Annotated in this window: 17 protein-coding genes; 8 read left to right on the top strand and 9 right to left on the bottom strand. The window is 58.3% G+C overall.

Features of this window, described 5'->3' with window-relative positions:
* Positions 1-102: 102 nt before the first annotated feature.
* From fabI to pspF, 7 genes are all read right to left on the bottom strand, one after another.
* A complete protein-coding gene (fabI, locus tag ACWPW2_RS10125; protein WP_023478625.1) occupies positions 103-891 on the bottom strand; it encodes an enoyl-ACP reductase FabI in 789 nt (262 codons plus the stop codon).
* 122 nt (positions 892-1,013) lie between these two features.
* Positions 1,014-1,820, bottom strand: coding sequence for a peptide ABC transporter ATP-binding protein SapF (sapF, locus tag ACWPW2_RS10120; RefSeq protein WP_023478701.1), 807 nt, complete (start codon positions 1,818-1,820; stop codon positions 1,014-1,016).
* A gap of 1 nt (position 1,821) precedes the next feature.
* Positions 1,822-2,814: a putrescine export ABC transporter ATP-binding protein SapD gene (gene sapD / locus ACWPW2_RS10115; protein WP_023478893.1), complete on the bottom strand. Its 993-nt coding sequence runs from the start codon at positions 2,812-2,814 to the stop codon at positions 1,822-1,824.
* Positions 2,814-3,704, bottom strand: coding sequence for a putrescine export ABC transporter permease SapC (gene sapC, locus ACWPW2_RS10110; protein ID WP_023478710.1), 891 nt, complete (start codon positions 3,702-3,704; stop codon positions 2,814-2,816). The genes sapD and sapC overlap by 1 nt, the downstream gene beginning before the upstream one ends.
* Positions 3,691-4,656: a putrescine export ABC transporter permease SapB gene (gene sapB, locus ACWPW2_RS10105; RefSeq protein ID WP_124968217.1), complete on the bottom strand. Its 966-nt coding sequence runs from the start codon at positions 4,654-4,656 to the stop codon at positions 3,691-3,693. Before sapB ends, sapC begins: the two co-directional genes overlap by 14 nt.
* Positions 4,653-6,284, bottom strand: a complete 1,632-nt coding sequence (gene sapA, locus ACWPW2_RS10100; RefSeq protein WP_454122800.1) for an ABC transporter substrate-binding protein SapA — start codon at positions 6,282-6,284, stop codon at positions 4,653-4,655. The genes sapB and sapA overlap by 4 nt, the downstream gene beginning before the upstream one ends.
* A 98-nt stretch (positions 6,285-6,382) precedes the next feature.
* Positions 6,383-7,372 (bottom strand): phage shock protein operon transcriptional activator, encoded by a 990-nt coding sequence (gene pspF / locus ACWPW2_RS10095; RefSeq protein ID WP_454122798.1) that lies wholly within the window; start codon positions 7,370-7,372, stop codon positions 6,383-6,385.
* Between the two features lie 167 nt (positions 7,373-7,539).
* Between pspF and pspA the strand changes: the two genes are divergently transcribed.
* The 7 genes from pspA (at position 7,540) to tyrR (ending at position 13,309) form a co-directional block, all read left to right on the top strand.
* The gene (gene pspA / locus ACWPW2_RS10090; protein WP_124968220.1) at positions 7,540-8,208 is read left to right on the top strand and encodes a phage shock protein PspA; all 669 of its coding nucleotides are present in this window, start codon (positions 7,540-7,542) and stop codon (positions 8,206-8,208) included.
* A 52-nt stretch (positions 8,209-8,260) separates the two neighbouring features.
* Positions 8,261-8,485 (top strand): envelope stress response membrane protein PspB, encoded by a 225-nt coding sequence (gene pspB, locus ACWPW2_RS10085; protein ID WP_023478697.1) that lies wholly within the window; start codon positions 8,261-8,263, stop codon positions 8,483-8,485.
* Positions 8,485-8,844 carry an envelope stress response membrane protein PspC gene (gene pspC, locus ACWPW2_RS10080; protein ID WP_023478705.1) on the top strand — a complete coding sequence of 120 codons (360 nt, stop codon included), beginning with the start codon at positions 8,485-8,487 and terminating at the stop codon, positions 8,842-8,844. The genes pspB and pspC overlap by 1 nt, the downstream gene beginning before the upstream one ends.
* A 9-nt stretch (positions 8,845-8,853) precedes the next feature.
* Entirely contained in the window at positions 8,854-9,096 is a 243-nt protein-coding gene (pspD, locus tag ACWPW2_RS10075; RefSeq protein WP_023478580.1) for a phage shock protein PspD, read from the top strand.
* Between the two features lie 70 nt (positions 9,097-9,166).
* Positions 9,167-10,564 (top strand): YcjX family protein, encoded by a 1,398-nt coding sequence (locus tag ACWPW2_RS10070; RefSeq protein ID WP_454123628.1) that lies wholly within the window; start codon positions 9,167-9,169, stop codon positions 10,562-10,564.
* A complete protein-coding gene (locus tag ACWPW2_RS10065; protein ID WP_454122795.1) occupies positions 10,561-11,622 on the top strand; it encodes a TIGR01620 family protein in 1,062 nt (353 codons plus the stop codon). Before ACWPW2_RS10070 ends, ACWPW2_RS10065 begins: the two co-directional genes overlap by 4 nt.
* Before the next feature lie 145 nt (positions 11,623-11,767).
* On the top strand, positions 11,768-13,309 hold the full coding sequence (gene tyrR, locus ACWPW2_RS10060; RefSeq protein WP_454122793.1) for a transcriptional regulator TyrR: 1,542 nt from the start codon (positions 11,768-11,770) through the stop codon (positions 13,307-13,309).
* 68 nt (positions 13,310-13,377) lie between these two features.
* Here the strand turns inward: tyrR and tpx are convergent, their stop codons facing one another.
* Complete coding sequence (gene tpx, locus ACWPW2_RS10055; protein WP_023478815.1) at positions 13,378-13,884, bottom strand: thiol peroxidase; 507 nt, start codon at positions 13,882-13,884, stop codon at positions 13,378-13,380.
* 115 nt (positions 13,885-13,999) lie between these two features.
* Here tpx and ycjG point away from each other — a divergent pair, with 115 nt between their 5' ends.
* On the top strand, positions 14,000-15,004 hold the full coding sequence (gene ycjG / locus ACWPW2_RS10050) for an L-Ala-D/L-Glu epimerase (protein WP_454122790.1): 1,005 nt from the start codon (positions 14,000-14,002) through the stop codon (positions 15,002-15,004).
* Here the strand turns inward: ycjG and mpaA are convergent.
* Positions 14,956-15,669, bottom strand: coding sequence for a murein tripeptide amidase MpaA (gene mpaA / locus ACWPW2_RS10045; protein ID WP_454122788.1), 714 nt, complete (start codon positions 15,667-15,669; stop codon positions 14,956-14,958). The genes ycjG and mpaA overlap by 49 nt on opposite strands.
* Positions 15,670-15,744: the final 75 nt, after the last annotated feature.

Below are 15,744 nucleotides of genomic sequence, written 5' to 3'. Positions count from 1 at the left end.
AATCCTGGCGTAAGGGGGAGGCGGGATAAAAGATTGTTAGGTGATAACAAATATCAGAAAGGCATAAAAAAACGCCCCTTCGGCAGAAGGGGCATTGGGGAATTATTTGATTTCCAGCTCGTTCATCGCAGCGATGTTGAAACCGCCGTCGACGTGAACCACTTCACCGGAGATACCGGCAGAGAGGTCAGAGCAGAGGAACGCCGCGGAGTTGCCGACGTCTTCGATGGTCACGGTGCGACGGATCGGGGTAACCGCTTCGCAGTGTGCCAGCATTTTACGGAAGTCTTTAATACCGGAAGCCGCCAGGGTGCGGATCGGACCGGCGGAAATGCCGTTGACACGCACGCCTTCCGGACCCATCGCGTTCGCCATATAGCGCACGTTCGCTTCCAGAGAAGCTTTCGCCAGGCCCATCACGTTGTAGTTCGGGATAGCGCGCTCTGCGCCCAGGTAGGAGAGAGTCAGCAGCGCGGAGCCCGGGTTCAGCATTTCGCGGCAGGCTTTAGCCATCGCTACAAAGCTGTAGGAGCTGATGTCGTGGGCAATTTTGAAGCCTTCACGGGTTACGGCGTTAACATAGTCGCCGTCCAGCTGATCGCCCGGTGCGAAACCGATGGAGTGCACGAAGCCGTCAAATTTTGGCCAGACTTTCGCCAGGTCAGTAAACAGGGCGTCGATGCTCTCATCTTGCGCCACATCACACTCCAGCACGATGCTGGAACCCAGCTGGGCGGCAAACTCTTCAACACGGCCTTTCAGCTTGTCGTTCTGGTAGGTGAACGCCAGCTCCGCGCCTTCGCGATGCATAGCCTGCGCGATGCCGTATGCGATGGAGAGTTTGCTGGCTACGCCAGTCACCAGAATGCGCTTACCGGAAAGAAAACCCATAGCTTTAATCCTTATATTCATTGTTGTGGCGCTCGCGGCTCTGTTGGGGCGAGCGTCGTTAAAACGCGGCGATTCTATCATGAGTCGCCGTCTCCGTTAATCCGACCACTGAAAGGTTTATCTCAGCGGTCTTTTCGCCAGGCGTCGGCGGTTAAGGCTTCGCCAAAATGACCGGCAATTAAGCGTTTTGTGAGATCGTGCAGCGGCGAGGCGAGCACATCGGCGGTGCTGCCGCGCTCCACCACTTCACCCTGATGCATCACCAGCACCTGATCGCTGATATGTTTCATCATGCCGATATGCTGGGTGACATAAATATAAGAGATACCCTGTTTCTCCTGTAATTCCAGCATCAGGTTGATTAACTGCGAACGCATCGACATATCGAGCGAGGCCAGCGCTTCATCGGCAATAATCACTTTCGGGCGCAGGATCAGCGCGCGCGCCAGCCCAAGGCGCTGTTTCTGCCCCGGTGCCAGCATGTGCGGATAGTAGCTGACGTGATCCGGCAGCAGGCCGACCATGCGCAGGGTTTCCAGGATGCGTTTACGCCGCGCTTCCGGCTCCAGATCGGTGTTGAGACGTAAAGGGAAATCGAGGATCTGCGACAGCCGCTGGCGTGGGTTAAGCGAGGTGGTCGGGTCCTGAAAAATCATACGGATATGCTGGCTGCGGAAGGTGTAATCGCCGTAATGCAACGGCTTATCGTCAATCACCAGTTCGCCGGCTGTGGGCGCGATCATCCCTGCCAGCATTTTCGCCAGCGTCGATTTTCCTGAGCCGTTCTCGCCAATAATCGCCAGCGTCTGCCGTTCGCGCAGGGTAAAGCTGAGCGGCTTCACCGCTTCAACGGTCTGGCGGCGGAACCAGCCAGTGCGGTAGCGAAAGGTTTTGCTCAGGTTGCGCACTTCAAGCAAGGTTTCAACCATCTCACTCACTCTCCATATTCAGCGGGAAATGGCAGGCAAACAGGTGATTACGCGGTCCTGCAAGCCGCGGCGTTTCAATACATTTGCGCTGGGCATAGGGGCAGCGTGGCCCCAGACGGCAGCCAATCGGCAGATGCTCAAGCAGCGGGATCGCGCCTGGCAGCGTATTCAGGCGGCTTTTATGCGGCATCGCGCTGCCAAAATCGGGGATAGCGCGGATCAGTGCCTGGGTATAGGGGTGATGCGGCGTGGCGATCAGATCTTCGCTCGGCGCGGTCTCAACCGTCTGCCCGCAGTACATCACATTGATACGGTCGGCCCACTTGCTAAGCATCTGCAAATCGTGGCTGATCAAAATGATGGTCGTATTGTTGTTCTGATTGAGCCGGTCAAGCAGACGGAAAATCTGTGCCTGGGTGGTCGGCTCCATTGCGTTGGTTGGCTCATCGGCAATCAGCAGACGCGGCTGGTTGGCCAGCGCAATGGCGATCATCACTTTCTGACATTCGCCTTCCGTCAGCTCGTAAGGGAAACTGCGCATCGCATCTTTATGATCTTTAATGCCGACGCGGTGCAGCAGCTCAATCGCCCGGCGTTTGCGCCAGCCCATGCGCTGCCACCATTTGCCTTTAAAGGTCCAGCGCGGGATGTTTTGCATCAGCTGCTTGCCGACACGCTCGGAGGGATCGAGACAGGATTGCGGCTCCTGGAAAATCATCGACACGTTGTGGCCCAGCAGCTTGCGCCGCTCGCGCGCCGAGAGACGCATCAGGTCGATATCATCAAAGCGCATCCGGTCCGCCGTGACGCGCCAGTTATCCTTGGTGACGCCACAAATCGCTTTCGCAATCAGGCTTTTACCGGAGCCGGATTCACCCACCAGCCCGCGAATCTCGCCCTCGGCGAGGGTCAGGCTGACGCGGTCTACCGCTTTCACCCATTCAGAGCCGGTTTTGACTTCAATGGTCAGGTTTCGGATATCAAGAAGCGGCATTACTCCACCCCCGCAGTGATGGCGCGACGGATGCCATCGCCCAGCACGTTAACCAGCAGCACGCTCACCATAATCGCCGCGCCCGGCAGCATCACCGTCCACGGCGCAACATAAATCAGCTCCAGCGCATCGCCCAGCATCGCGCCCCACTCCGGGGAGGGAAGCTGCGCGCCGAGATCGAGAAAGCCGAGCGCGGCAATATCAAGGATTGCCATCGACAGCGCGCGGGTAATCTCCGTCACCATACCCGCAGTGATATTCGGCAGAATGGCGTACCACAAAATATTCATCGTCGACGCGCCATCAAGACGGGCGGCAACAACATACTCTTTTTCCAGTTCGTCATGCACCAGGCTGTAGACCGAGCGCACCATGCGCGGCAGCAGCGCCAGCCAGACGGCAAACATCGCATGGGAGAGATGCGGGCCGACAAAGGCGACGACAATAATCGCCAGCAGCAGGGTTGGCAGCGAAAGCAGGGTATCGAGAATATGGTTCAGCACCGCCGAGCGCAGGCCGTGCGTCGCCCCGGCGAAAACGCCGAGCAGCAGCCCGCACACCGTAGCGGCGAGCGTAACCAGAAACGCGCCGCCAACGGTAGGCGCCGCGCCGCTCAGCAGGCGGCTTAACACATCGCGGCCGAGATCGTCGGTGCCGAGGAAAAACGACACATCGCCATAGCGCGACCACGATGGCGGCAGAAGCTGGTAGCCAAGAAACTGCTGGTCGATGCCGTAAGGGGCGAACCAGTGACCGAACAGGCAGAGCAGCGCCAGCGCGCCGCAGCCATAGAGGCCGATCATCGCGGTGGGATCGCCATAAAAGTGGCGCCACGCGGTACGCAGCGCGCCGGGCGCACGTTTTTCGCTGTAGACGCTATCGTAAGGCATACCATTCCTTATGTTTTAACGGGTTCGCCAGCGCGCCGAGAATATCGGAGAGCACGTTGACGATAATCACTAATGAACCGATAACCATCACGCCAGCGGAGATCGCGGCATAATCCTGCTGGCGGATAGCGTTGATCAGCCAGCGGCCCAGCCCCGGCCAGCTAAAGACCACTTCGGTGATCATCGCCAGCGTCAGCATGGTGGAGAATTGCAGCCCGAGGCGCGGGATCACTGGCGGCAGGGCGTTGTGCAGCACATGGCGGCGCAGAATAGTAAAGCGCGACAAACCGCGCGTCGCCGCCGCTTTAATGTAGTTTTTCTCAAACACGTCAATGGTGCTGATACGCATCAGGCGAATCACTTCGGTGGTCGGCGCCACCGCCAGCGTCACCACCGGCAGGATGACATGGCGCAGGGCGCTCATCAGCATCTCATCGCGCCACGGCGAGTCCGAAATCCAGGCGTCAATCAGTGAAAAACCGGTAACAGTTTTCACTTCATACAGCAGATCAAAACGTCCGGAGACCGGCAACCAGCCGAGATTGAGAGAGAAGAAGAGGGTAAGCAGCAGCGCCAGCCAGAAAACCGGAATGGAGAAGCCGAGCAGCGCGACGGCGCTGATGGCTTTATCCTGCCAGCGGCCGCGCATCACGCCCGCCAGCATCCCCACCGGAATACCGACCAGTAACGCCGAGCCAAAGGCCAGGATACAGAGCTCCATCGTCGCCGGGAAAACTTCCTGCAACTGCTCGGAAATCAGCTGTCCGTTAATGCTCGAGACACCAAAATCCCAGTGCAGCAGGCCGTTAAACCAGAAGATCCACGCATTCCACAGCGTCGCGCCCTGCAAGGGCGCATGGGGGGTAAAGTAGCTCAGGCTGAAGCCGACAAAGGTCAGTAAAAAGAGGGTGACCAGCAGCAGCAGCAAACGACGCAAAGTAAAAATAATCACGGCGACACCTCTTTTTTATCCCGCGACACGCCAGCGAAAGAGGCGCTGCCGAACGGGCTCAGCACCAGGCCTTTAATATCGTACCGGTACGCCTGCAAGCGCAGGGAGGAGGCGAGCGGCAGCACCGGCAGTTCGCGGGCGAGGATCTGCTGGGCCTCATCATACTCGTCGATGCGCGACGCCAGCTGCTGCGAGGCGAGCGCTTTTTGCAGCACCTCATCAAACTCGCGCTGGCACCAGTGGGCAAAGTTGGTTTGCGAATCAATCGCCGCACAGCTCAACAGCGGGCGGAAGAAGCTATCCGGATCGTTACTGTCCGTTGCCCAGCCGGTGAGCGTCAAATCGTGATTCATGTCCATCAGGCGCGCCTCCTGGAAGCGCCCCTCAACCGGCACAATCACCACTTTCACCCCCACCTGCGCCATATCTGCCTGAATCAGCTCGGCGGTTTTCAGCGGGCTGGGGTTCCAGGGTTGCGAACTGGTTGGCACCCACAGTTGCAGGGTGAGGTTCTCCAGCCCCAGCGCTTTCAGGCGCTCGCGCGCCTGTTTTGGATCGTATTCGGTAATTTTCGCGTCATTATCGTATGCCCACGAAGCGCGGGGCAGGATCGACGCTGCAGTTTCCGCCGTGCCGTAATAGATCGACTGCATCAGGCGCTGGTTATTGATCGACAGCGCCAGCGCGTGACGCACTGCCGGATTGTTGAGCGGCGGTTTGTTGGTATTGAACGCCAGATAAGCGATGTTCATCCCCGGACGCAGGGTTAAACGCAGCCGCGGGTCGTCACGCAAAATGGTTAGCTGGCTGGCAGCAGGCCACGCCAGCACATCGCACTCGCCGGTGAGCAGTTTCGATAAACGACCGGTGCCGCCAGAGCCGAGATCGACAACCACTTGCTGCATCAACGGTTTGCCGAGCCAGAACTTTTCGTGACGTTGTAACCGAACATACTGCCCGGCGCGATACTCATCCAGCTGGAACGGCCCGGTGCCGACCGGCTGACGGTCAATCAGCTCCTGATGGTCGGCTTTTTGCAGTTGCGCGGCATACTCTGCCGACATCACCGAGGCGTAGTGCGTGGCGAGATGCCATAAGAAGGAGGCATCCGGCTTTTTCAGGCGAAACTCGACGGTGCGGTTATCCAGCTTGCGCACGCTCTCCACCGAGTCGGCAAATTGCAGGCTGTCGAAATAGGGGAAGCTGTCGCCATTGACGTTATGCCACGGATGGTGGCGATCGAAAATGCGCTGGAAGGTAAACACCACATCGTCAGCATTCAGCGTGCGGGTGGGGGTAAACCACGCGGTATGCTGGAAATTGACGCCGCTGCGCAGGCGAAAACGGTAGGTTGCGCCGTTATCCAGTACCTCCCAGCTCTCTGCCAGCTCCGGCACCAGACGATAAGTATAAGGATCAACATCCAGCAGGCGGCTATAGAGCTGCGCGGCGAGGGTGTCGACAATCAGCCCGCTGCTCGCTTTTTGCGGGTTAAAGGTATTAACCTGGCCATTCACGCAATAGACAAAGCCGCTGTCGCGGATATCTGACGTGGCCGCAGGCGCAGCCTGAGCCGTACCGGTCGCCAGCAGTGCGGTGAAAAGCAGGGAAGAGAAAACCAGACGCATGATTTTTTCAACGGTTTTAAAGTAATGGGCAAAGTGTATCGCACTTACCTGGGCTACGTACAAATGTCTGCGGACAACTGCTGTTATTGTCGACGATTTCAGCGAATTTGATGCTTTTTCAGCAGGGCGCGCAGCTGGTTATAGGTTAAACCCAGCCGCTCTGCCGCCCGTTTCTGATTAAATTCGGCCTGTTGCAGGCTCTGCTCCAGCAGGTTTTTCTCCTGGTCGAGCTGGAACTGGCGCAGATCCAGCGGCAATTCCGGCAGTGCATGAGCATGGTTTTCGCGCTCTACCGCGGGCGCTTTCTCAAGTGTGTCGCGGCGGAAAGGGTCGAGGATAATGGTGTCCAGCGGCGTGTCGCTACTGCCGTGACGGTAGACGGATCGCTCCACCACGTTTTTCAGCTCGCGGATGTTTCCCGGCCAGCCATAATTCATCAGAACTTCGCGGGCATGCTCGGTAAAACCCGGAAAAAGCGGCATATGCAACTCACGGCACATCTGGATGGCGAAATGGTCAGCCATCAGCATGATGTCGCTCTGGCGCTGGCGCAGCGGTGGTAACAGCACCACATCAAATGCCAGCCGGTCGAGCAGGTCGGCGCGAAAGGTTCCTTCCTGCACCATCTGCGGCAGATCGGCGTTGGTGGCACACACCAGCCGCACATTAACCTGTAACGGCTGGCTGCCGCCAACGCGCTCCAGCTCGCCATACTCAATCACCCGCAGCAACTTCTCCTGCACCAGCATTGGCGCGGTTGCCAGCTCATCCAGAAACAGCGTGCCGCCGTCGGCGCGTTCAAAGCGGCCGGGATGGCGCTTCTGCGCGCCGGTAAACGCGCCCGCTTCATGACCAAACAGCTCGCTGTCGAGCAGGTTTTCATTCAGCGCCGCGCAGTTTAGAGAGATAAACGGCCCCTGCCAGCGCGAGGAGAGGTAGTGCAGGCGGTTGGCAATCAGCTCTTTACCGGTGCCGCGCTCACCGATAATCAGCACTGGTTTATCGATCGGCGCAAGGCGGGAAACCTGCTCCAGCACCTCAATAAAGCTGTTAGCTTCGCCAAGAAGGTTATCTTTCTGCTCTGCCATGATGAAATTCGCCACAAGTTGGTGTGATTAACCACTCTAGTCTAAGTTATGGTTAAGGTAAAATCATTCATTCCCTTTATAATCAATCAGATGAAAAGTTGGCACGGAGATTGTATTAATCAGGCAGCAGGGCTCAGCCCGATAACAGAAATCAAGAGGATTAGATTATGGGTATTTTTTCTCGTTTTGCCGACATCGTGAACGCCAACATCAACTCGCTGCTGGAGAAAGCGGAAGATCCGCAAAAACTGGTCCGCCTGATGATCCAGGAGATGGAAGATACGCTGGTTGAAGTGCGCTCCACTTCTGCACGTGCACTGGCTGAAAAGAAACAGTTAACCCGCCGTATTGAGCAGGCGAGTGCACAGCAGGCTGAATGGCAGGAAAAAGCCGAACTGGCGCTGCGTAAAGAGAAAGAGGATCTGGCGCGTGCGGCGCTGATCGAAAAACAGAAAGTCACCACGCTTATCGAAACGCTGGAGCAGGAAGTGACGCTGGTTGACGAAAGCCTGGCGCGCATGAAGAAAGAGATTGGCGAGCTGGAGAATAAACTGAGCGAAACCCGTGCCCGCCAGCAGGCGCTGACGCTGCGTCACCAGGCTGCCAGCTCCTCGCGCGATGTGCGCCGTCAGCTCGACAGCGGCAAAATGGATGAAGCAATGGCGCGCTTTGAGTCCTTCGAGCGTCGTATCGACCAGATGGAAGCCGAAGCGGAGAGCCACGGTTTTGGTAAGCAAAAATCGCTGGATCAGCAGTTTGCCGATCTGCAGGCAGATGATGAAATCAGCGAGCAACTGGCGCAACTGAAAGCCAGAATGAAACAGGACAACCAATAATAACGAGCGGCGGCATCAGAAGATGCCGCTGGCATCCCTGTAAGGAGTACACATGAGCACGCTTTTTCTGGCTATACCCCTGACGTTATTCATTCTGTTTGTTTTACCGGTCTGGTTATGGCTGCACTATAACAACCGCGCTTCGCGCGGCGCGCTTAACCAGAACGAACAGCAGCGTTTGCTGCAACTGACGGATGAAGCAACGCGGATGCGCGAACGCATTCAGGCGCTGGAAGATATTCTGGATGCAGAACATCCAAACTGGAGAGATCGCTGATGGCTACCCTCAATCTGAATAAAAAATTATGGCGTATTCCGCAGCGCGGTAAGCTCGGCGGCGTCTGCGCCGGTATCGCGGAATATCTCGATATCCAGGTCAGACTGGTGCGTATCATCACCGTGCTGGCGATGCTGTTTGGCCTCTTTTTCTTTGTCGTCGTCGCCTATATCGCGCTCTATTTTGCGCTTGATCCGCTGCCGGATAACTACACTGAAGGTGAGGTGCCCGCCAGCAACAGCGAGTTGCTGGATGCAGTAGATGCCCAGTTGGCTGCCGGCGAGAGCCGTTTGCGCCAGATGGAGCGTTATGTCACATCCGATACGTTCTCGCTGCGTAGCCGTTTTCGTCAGCTTTAAGAGGTGAATATGAATCGACACTGGCAACAGGTAAACCGCAATGTCAAACCCGGCCTGAAGCTGGTCGGCAAACTGATGTTGCTGACCGCACTGCGCGTTGGACCTGCGGGCGTGGCGGGCTGGGCGGTAAAATCCGTTGCCCGTCGACCATTGAAAATGGTGCTGGCATTCGCACTGGAGCCGCTTCTCAAGCGCGCGGCGAATAAGCTCTCCCGCCGCTTTGATAACAAGCCTGTTACGCGCAAGCGTTGACAACTGCGTCGCCGTCCATATCTCATAGTGAGCAGGACTCTTCCGGATTTAAGGGCGCATACGCATGGCGATGGAACGATTACGAAACGAAATCAACTCGCTGGTCAACCGCGGCATGGACAAGCATCTCCGTCTCGCGGTGACCGGCCTTAGCCGCAGCGGTAAAACCGCATTTATCACCGCACTGGTTAACCAACTTCTCTCAATTCACACCGGCGCGCGCCTGCCGCTGTTCAGCGCGGTGCGCGAAGAGCGCTTACTCGGTGTTAAACGCGTTCCCCAGCGTGATTTCGGCATTCCCCGTTTTACCTATGATGAAGGGCTGGCCCAGCTTTACGGCTCGCCGCCGGTGTGGCCAACCCCGACGCGCGGCGTGAGTGAAATCCGCCTTGCGCTGCGCTTTCGCTCCCGCGACTCGCTGTTACGTCACTTTAAAGAGACCTCCACTCTCTATCTGGAAATTGTCGACTACCCCGGCGAATGGCTGCTCGATCTGCCGATGCTGGCGCAGGATTACCTGAGCTGGTCGCGGCAGATGACCGGTCTGCTTACCGGGCAGCGCCAGGCGTGGTCTGAGAAGTGGCGCGCGCTCTGCGCCGGGCTCGATCCGCTTGCGCCCGCCGATGAGAACCGGCTGGCAGAGATTGCCGCTGCGTGGACTGAGTATCTTCATCAGTGCAAGCGCGAAGGGCTGCACTTTATTCAGCCGGGGCGATTTGTGCTGCCGGGCGATATGGCAGGCGCACCGGCATTACAGTTCTTCCCGTGGCCGGATGTCGACGGCACCGGCGAGGCGAAGCTGGCGCAGGCCGACAGGCACACCAACGCCGGGATGCTGCGCGAACGCTACCAGTACTATTGCGACCACGTAGTAAAAGGCTTTTATAAAAACCACTTCCTGAAATTTGACCGCCAGATCGTGCTGGTTGACTGCCTGCAACCGCTCAACAATGGCCCGCAGGCCTTTAACGATATGCGCCTTGCGCTTACTCAGCTGATGCAGAGTTTCCACTACGGCCAGCGCACGCTGTTTCGCCGTCTCTTTTCGCCGGTGATCGATAAGCTGCTCTTTGCCGCCACCAAGGCGGACCACATCACCGTCGATCAGCACGCCAATATGGTGTCGCTCCTGCAACAGCTGATTCAGGACGCGTGGCAAAACGCCGCCTTTGAAGGCATCAGCATGGATTGTATGGGGCTGGCTTCCATTCAGGCGACGCAGAGTGGCTTGATCGAGGTTAACGGCGAGACGATTCCGGCGTTACGCGGTCACCGATTAAGCGACGGTTCGCCGCTCACCTTCTACCCTGGCGAAGTGCCGGCGCGCTTGCCGGGGCAGGCATTCTGGGAGAAGCAGGGCTTCAATTTCGAGGCGTTTCGCCCGCAGGTGATGGATGTCGATTCGCCGTTGCCGCACATCCGGCTGGATGCCGCGCTGGAATTTTTACTGGGAGATAAATTGCGATGAACGAGCCGCTAAAACCGCGTATCGATTTCACCGGGGCGCTTGATACGCCAGCGCAGGAGCAGTTTAAACAGGCGCAGCGCTTTGACGCTCTCGCCGCCGAGAAATTTGCCCCGGTCGCCGTTGAGGAGCTGCCCGAAGAGGGCCAGGCGGAAGCGGTGGTTGAGGCCGCGCTGCGCCCGAAGCGCACGTTATGGCGCAAAATGGTCACCGCCGGGCTGGCGCTGGCCGGTATTACCGTTATTGGTCAGGGCGTGCAGTGGGCGATGAATGCCTGGCAGACCCAGGACTGGGTGGCGCTCGGCGGCTGCGCAGCGGGTACGTTGATCGTCTGCGCAGGCGTCGGATCGATTGCCAGCGAGTGGCGGCGGCTGTGGCGTTTACGTCAGCGGGCGCACGAGCGCGATGAAGCGCGTGAACTGTTGCAGAGCCACGGCACCGGTAAAGGGCGCGCTTTTTGCGAAAAACTGGCGCAGCAGGCGGGGCTTGATAAATCGCATCCCGCCTTGCAGCGCTGGTACGCCGCGATCCATGAAACCCAGAGCGACCGCGAAATCGTTACGCTCTACGCCCATCTGGTGCAGCCGGTGCTGGATGCGCAGGCGCGGCGTGAAATCAGCCGCTCGGCGGCGGAATCGACGCTGATGATTGCCGTCAGCCCGCTGGCGATGGTCGATATGGCGTTTATCGCCTGGCGCAATCTGCGCTTAATTAACCGCATCGCCGCGCTCAATGGTATTGAGCTGGGTTATTACAGCCGCCTGCGTCTTTTTCGCCTGGTGCTGCTGAACATGGCTTTTGCCGGGGCCAGCGAACTGGTGCGCGAAGTGGGGATGGACTGGATGTCGCAGGATCTTGCCGCGCGTCTCTCAGCGCGCGCAGCTCAGGGGATCGGTGCCGGGCTGCTTACCGCACGCCTCGGTATTAAAGCGATGGAGCTTTGCCGCCCGCTGCCGTGGATCGATGGTGATAAACCGCGGCTCGGCGATTTCCGCCGTCAGTTAATCACGCAGGTCAAAGAGACGCTACAGAAAGGCAAATCCTCCGGCACAGCCGGTTAGAAAGCAGGCGCTGCGCGCTTATCTTTACGCCGTCGCGCCGCTTTTTTCCGCAGGCTGTCAATATTTGTTGACAGACATCTTCCTGCCGACCGTTAAGTGGCATATCATCCTTTCATTACGTGAATGAATAAGGGTGAAGGTTCCCATGCGTCTTGAAGTTTTTTGTGAGGACCGGCTTGGTCTGACACGCGAATTACTTGATCTGCTGGTGCTGCGCGGCATCGATCTGCGCGGCATTGAGATCGATCCCATCGGGCGTATCTACCTCAATTTCGCCGCGCTCGACTTTAACAGCTTCAGCAGCCTGATGGCGGAGATCCGCCGTATTCAGGGCGTCACCGACGTCCGCACCGTGCTGTGGATGCCCTCCGAGCGCGAACACCGCGCGATGAGCGCACTGCTTGAAGCGCTGCCAGAACCGGTGCTGTCGCTCGATATGAAGTGCAAAATCGAACTGGCAAATGCCGCCAGCGCGCAGCTCTTTGGTCAACAGCCGGATAAGCTGCTCAACCATAATGCGGCTCAATTAATCACCGGCTTCAACTTCCAGCGCTGGCTGGAGGGCAATCCGCAGCATTCGCATAACGAACATGTGGTGATCGGCGGGCAGAACTTCCTGATGGAGATCACGCCAGTGCACCTGGAAGGGGAAACCGGCGAAGCGGTGCTGACCGGCGCGGTAGTGATGCTGCGCTCGACGGCGCGGATGGGCCGCCAACTGCAAAATATCAGCCAGCAGGATGTCAGCGCGTTCAGCCAGATTGTCGCCGTCAGCCCGAAAATGCGCCACGTTATTGAGCAGGCGCGCAAGCTGGCGACGCTCACCGCGCCGCTGCTGATTACCGGCGATACCGGTACCGGGAAGGATCTGCTGGCGCACGCCTGCCACCTTTCCAGCCCGCGCGCGGCAAAACCCTATCTGGCGCTGAACTGCGCCTCGATTCCTGAAGAGTCCGTCGAAAGCGAGCTGTTTGGCCATGCGCCGGAAGGAAAAAAGGGCTTTTTCGAGCAGGCAAACGGCGGTTCGGTACTGCTGGATGAGATTGGCGAGATGTCGCCGCGTATGCAGGTGAAACTGCTCCGTTTCCTCAATGACGGTACTTTCCGCCGCGTTGGCGAAGATCACGAAGTGCACGTTGATGTGCGGGTGATCTGCGCGACGCAGCGTAACCTTGTGGAGCTGGTGCAGAAAGGGCTGTTCCGCGAAGATCTCTACTACCGCCTGAACGTGCTGACCCTCAATCTGCCGCCGCTGCGCGACCGCCCACAGGATATCGTGCCGCTGACCGAACTGTTTGTTGCGCGCTTTGCTGATGAACAGGGTCTGCCGCGGCCGAAACTCGCCCACGATTTGACGCAGCTGCTTAGCCGCTATAACTGGCCGGGCAACGTGCGCCAGTTGAAAAACGCCATCTATCGCGCCTTAACCCAGTTGGAGGGGTATGAACTGCGCGCGCAGGATATTCAGCTGCCGGATTATGATGCGGCCACCTTGCCGGTCGGGGATGATGCGATGGAGGGATCGCTGGATGATATCACCAGCCGCTTCGAGCGCTCGGTGTTAACCCAGCTCTATCGAAACTACCCCAGCACGCGCAAGCTGGCGAAGCGCCTCGGCGTTTCGCATACGGCGATTGCTAACAAGCTGCGGGAGTATGGCTTAAGCCAGAAGAAGAGCGACGAGTAACGTTGTAGCGATAAAAAAAGGCCGGATAGCGGTAAGCGCTTATCCGGCCTGTTTCATTCCAGACGCAATTAGCCTTTCAGCACGTCCAGTGCAGCGGTGTAATCCGGCTCGTTGGTGATCTCATTCACCAGCTCGCTGAAGATGACCGTATCGTTCTCATCAAGCACCACGACCGCACGTGCAGCCAGGCCTTTCAGCGCACCGTCGGCGATACCGACGCCATAGTTGTCGAGGAAATCTGCACCGCGCAGGGTGGAGAGGGTGATAACGTTGCTCAGGCCTTCCGCACCGCAGAAGCGGGACTGGGCAAACGGCAGGTCGGCAGAGATGCACAGTACAACGGTGTTGTTCACCTCTGTCGCCAGCTGATTGAATTTGCGCACGGAAGCGGCGCAAACACCGGTATCGATGCTCGGGAAAATGTTCAGCACTTTGCGCTTACCGGCGAACTGGCTCAGCGCAACATCGGAGAGATCTTTAGCGACAAGCGTGAACGGCTGCGCTTTTGCGCCAACCTGCGGAATAGCGCCAGCAACGGGAACCGGGTTGCCCTGAAAATGAACGAGTTGCGACATAATAGCTTCCTGTTTACATATAGTTAACGTCGGCGCTAGTTTATGCCATCGTCCGAGACCACGGCAAACCAATTTTCGTATCTATACTGGTTTACATTCCGTCAAAGGAGCATGTATGAGAAATGTGAACGTTTATGAGGAAACCTGGCCGTTGCATTCGCCGTTTGTGATTTCGCGCGGCGCGCGCAGTGAAGCGAAAGTCGTCGTGGTCGAACTGGAAGAGGACGGGATCAAAGCGGTTGGCGAATGTACCCCTTACGCGCGCTACGGCGAGAGCGAGGCCTCGGTGATGGCGCAAATCATGACCATTGTGCCGCAGCTGCAAAACCGCCTTAGCCGCGAAGCGTTGCAAACCCTGTTGCCGCCCGGTGCGGCGCGCAATGCGGTCGATTGCGCCCTGTGGGACCTGGCGGCGCGCAAAGCGGGGCGTTCGCTGGCGCACTATACCGGCGTAACCCTGCCGGAAACCGTCATCACCGCGCAAACGGTGGTGATCGGCACACCAGAACAGATGGCCGCCAGTGCGGCGGCGCTGAGTGAAACCGGCGCCAGGGTGCTGAAGATTAAACTGGATGATCATCTTATCAGCGAGCGGCTGGTGGCGATCCGCGCCGCAGCGCCAGAGGCAACGCTGATTGTCGATGCTAACGAGTCCTGGCACAGCGAAGGACTCGCCGCGCGCTGCCAGCTGCTGGCCGATTTAGGTGTGGCGATGTTAGAACAGCCGCTGCCCGCCAGCGAAGATGCGGCACTGATCAACTTTATCCACCCGTTACCGATCTGCGCAGATGAGAGCTGCCACACGTGCGCAAGCCTCGATGCGCTGCAGGGGCGCTATGAGATGGTCAACATCAAGCTGGATAAAACCGGCGGCCTGACCGAAGCGCTGGCACTGGCGCACGAAGCCGCCGAGCGCGGCTTCGGATTGATGCTCGGTTGCATGATCTGCACGTCACGCGCCATTTCGGCTGCGCTGCCGCTGGTCAATGGCGTGCGCTTCGCCGATCTTGATGGCCCCACCTGGTTGGCGGTGGATGTCGAGCCGTCGCTGCGTTTCTCCACCGGTGAGCTTCACCTTTCGGCATCCCAGCAAAGCAGCGAGGTCATTGCCGCGAGATAGTTTTCGCTGGCGGCATCGGCTGAGATGGGCGGCAGTTCCATGGTAATGCAGGGCAGGTTGATCTCCGCACACCAGCTGCCGAAGGAGCCGGGCGTTTCATACCCGACGCTTTTGACTAACGGCAGCGAAAAAGCCTGCGCCAGCCACTCGCCGAGCGGGCTTTCGCGCGGATCTTCCACGCAGGCCAGCGGATCGTGAAAGCTGACCACCCACGCCGGATGCAGGCGATGAATTAACTGACAGAGCGCACGGGTTTCCGGCTCGGAACCCGGAGCCGCCCCCGTATGCAACACCACATCCCGCTCGGGCGCCGCGCTGTTCCAGCGATAAACAGTCTCGCCCGCCTTCCAGTTTGCCGCCGGAAAGTTACGGTTGAGATCGACGCCGTTGGCATTGGCGCGCAAACCGAGCTGACAACCATCCGGGTTCACCGCCAGCACCACGTGATGATGGCGCAGATCGCTCTTGAGCGAACGCATGGCGCAGGAGAGGGCGACCATCGCGGCATTCTCATCCCCGTGCGTACCGGCAATAATTAGCCCGCTTTTCGCTGTTGCCAGCGGTGCCGGAAACCAGAAAAGCGGGGCACCGAGCAGGGACTCGCCATACTGCTGACGGCTGTCGGCAAAGTTTCCCCGTAAAGAGCGCGGACGTGTCGCTGGCATAGGTTTACCTGTTTCTGCGTTGAATAAACCAAGTGTTGGATATAAAGCGGTGCGACGCAAATCATTTTCCTGATG

The sequence above is a fragment of the Kosakonia sp. Marseille-Q7440 genome, from assembly GCF_965119485.1.
Note: the sequence above shows the minus strand (reverse complement) of the source record. Positions and strands in the feature narration are given on the sequence as shown.

Excerpts from the sequence above, each read along its gene's own strand:
- sapC (WP_023478710.1), bottom strand. The coding sequence starts at position 3,704 with ATGCCTTACGATAGCGTCTACAGCGAAAAACGTGCGCCCGGCGCGCTG.
- fabI (WP_023478625.1), bottom strand. The coding sequence starts at position 891 with ATGGGTTTTCTTTCCGGTAAGCGCATTCTGGTGACTGGCGTAGCCAGC.
- ACWPW2_RS10065 (WP_454122795.1), top strand. The coding sequence starts at position 10,561 with ATGAACGAGCCGCTAAAACCGCGTATCGATTTCACCGGGGCGCTTGAT.
- sapD (WP_023478893.1), bottom strand. The coding sequence starts at position 2,814 with ATGCCGCTTCTTGATATCCGAAACCTGACCATTGAAGTCAAAACCGGC.
- tyrR (WP_454122793.1), top strand. The coding sequence starts at position 11,768 with ATGCGTCTTGAAGTTTTTTGTGAGGACCGGCTTGGTCTGACACGCGAA.
- pspA (WP_124968220.1), top strand. The coding sequence starts at position 7,540 with ATGGGTATTTTTTCTCGTTTTGCCGACATCGTGAACGCCAACATCAAC.
- mpaA (WP_454122788.1), bottom strand. The coding sequence starts at position 15,669 with ATGCCAGCGACACGTCCGCGCTCTTTACGGGGAAACTTTGCCGACAGC.
- pspD (WP_023478580.1), top strand. The coding sequence starts at position 8,854 with ATGAATCGACACTGGCAACAGGTAAACCGCAATGTCAAACCCGGCCTG.
- ACWPW2_RS10070 (WP_454123628.1), top strand. The coding sequence starts at position 9,167 with ATGGAACGATTACGAAACGAAATCAACTCGCTGGTCAACCGCGGCATG.
- sapF (WP_023478701.1), bottom strand. The coding sequence starts at position 1,820 with ATGGTTGAAACCTTGCTTGAAGTGCGCAACCTGAGCAAAACCTTTCGC.
- tpx (WP_023478815.1), bottom strand. The coding sequence starts at position 13,884 with ATGTCGCAACTCGTTCATTTTCAGGGCAACCCGGTTCCCGTTGCTGGC.
- pspF (WP_454122798.1), bottom strand. The coding sequence starts at position 7,372 with ATGGCAGAGCAGAAAGATAACCTTCTTGGCGAAGCTAACAGCTTTATT.
- pspB (WP_023478697.1), top strand. The coding sequence starts at position 8,261 with ATGAGCACGCTTTTTCTGGCTATACCCCTGACGTTATTCATTCTGTTT.
- pspC (WP_023478705.1), top strand. The coding sequence starts at position 8,485 with ATGGCTACCCTCAATCTGAATAAAAAATTATGGCGTATTCCGCAGCGC.
- sapA (WP_454122800.1), bottom strand. The coding sequence starts at position 6,284 with ATGCGTCTGGTTTTCTCTTCCCTGCTTTTCACCGCACTGCTGGCGACC.
- ycjG (WP_454122790.1), top strand. The coding sequence starts at position 14,000 with ATGAGAAATGTGAACGTTTATGAGGAAACCTGGCCGTTGCATTCGCCG.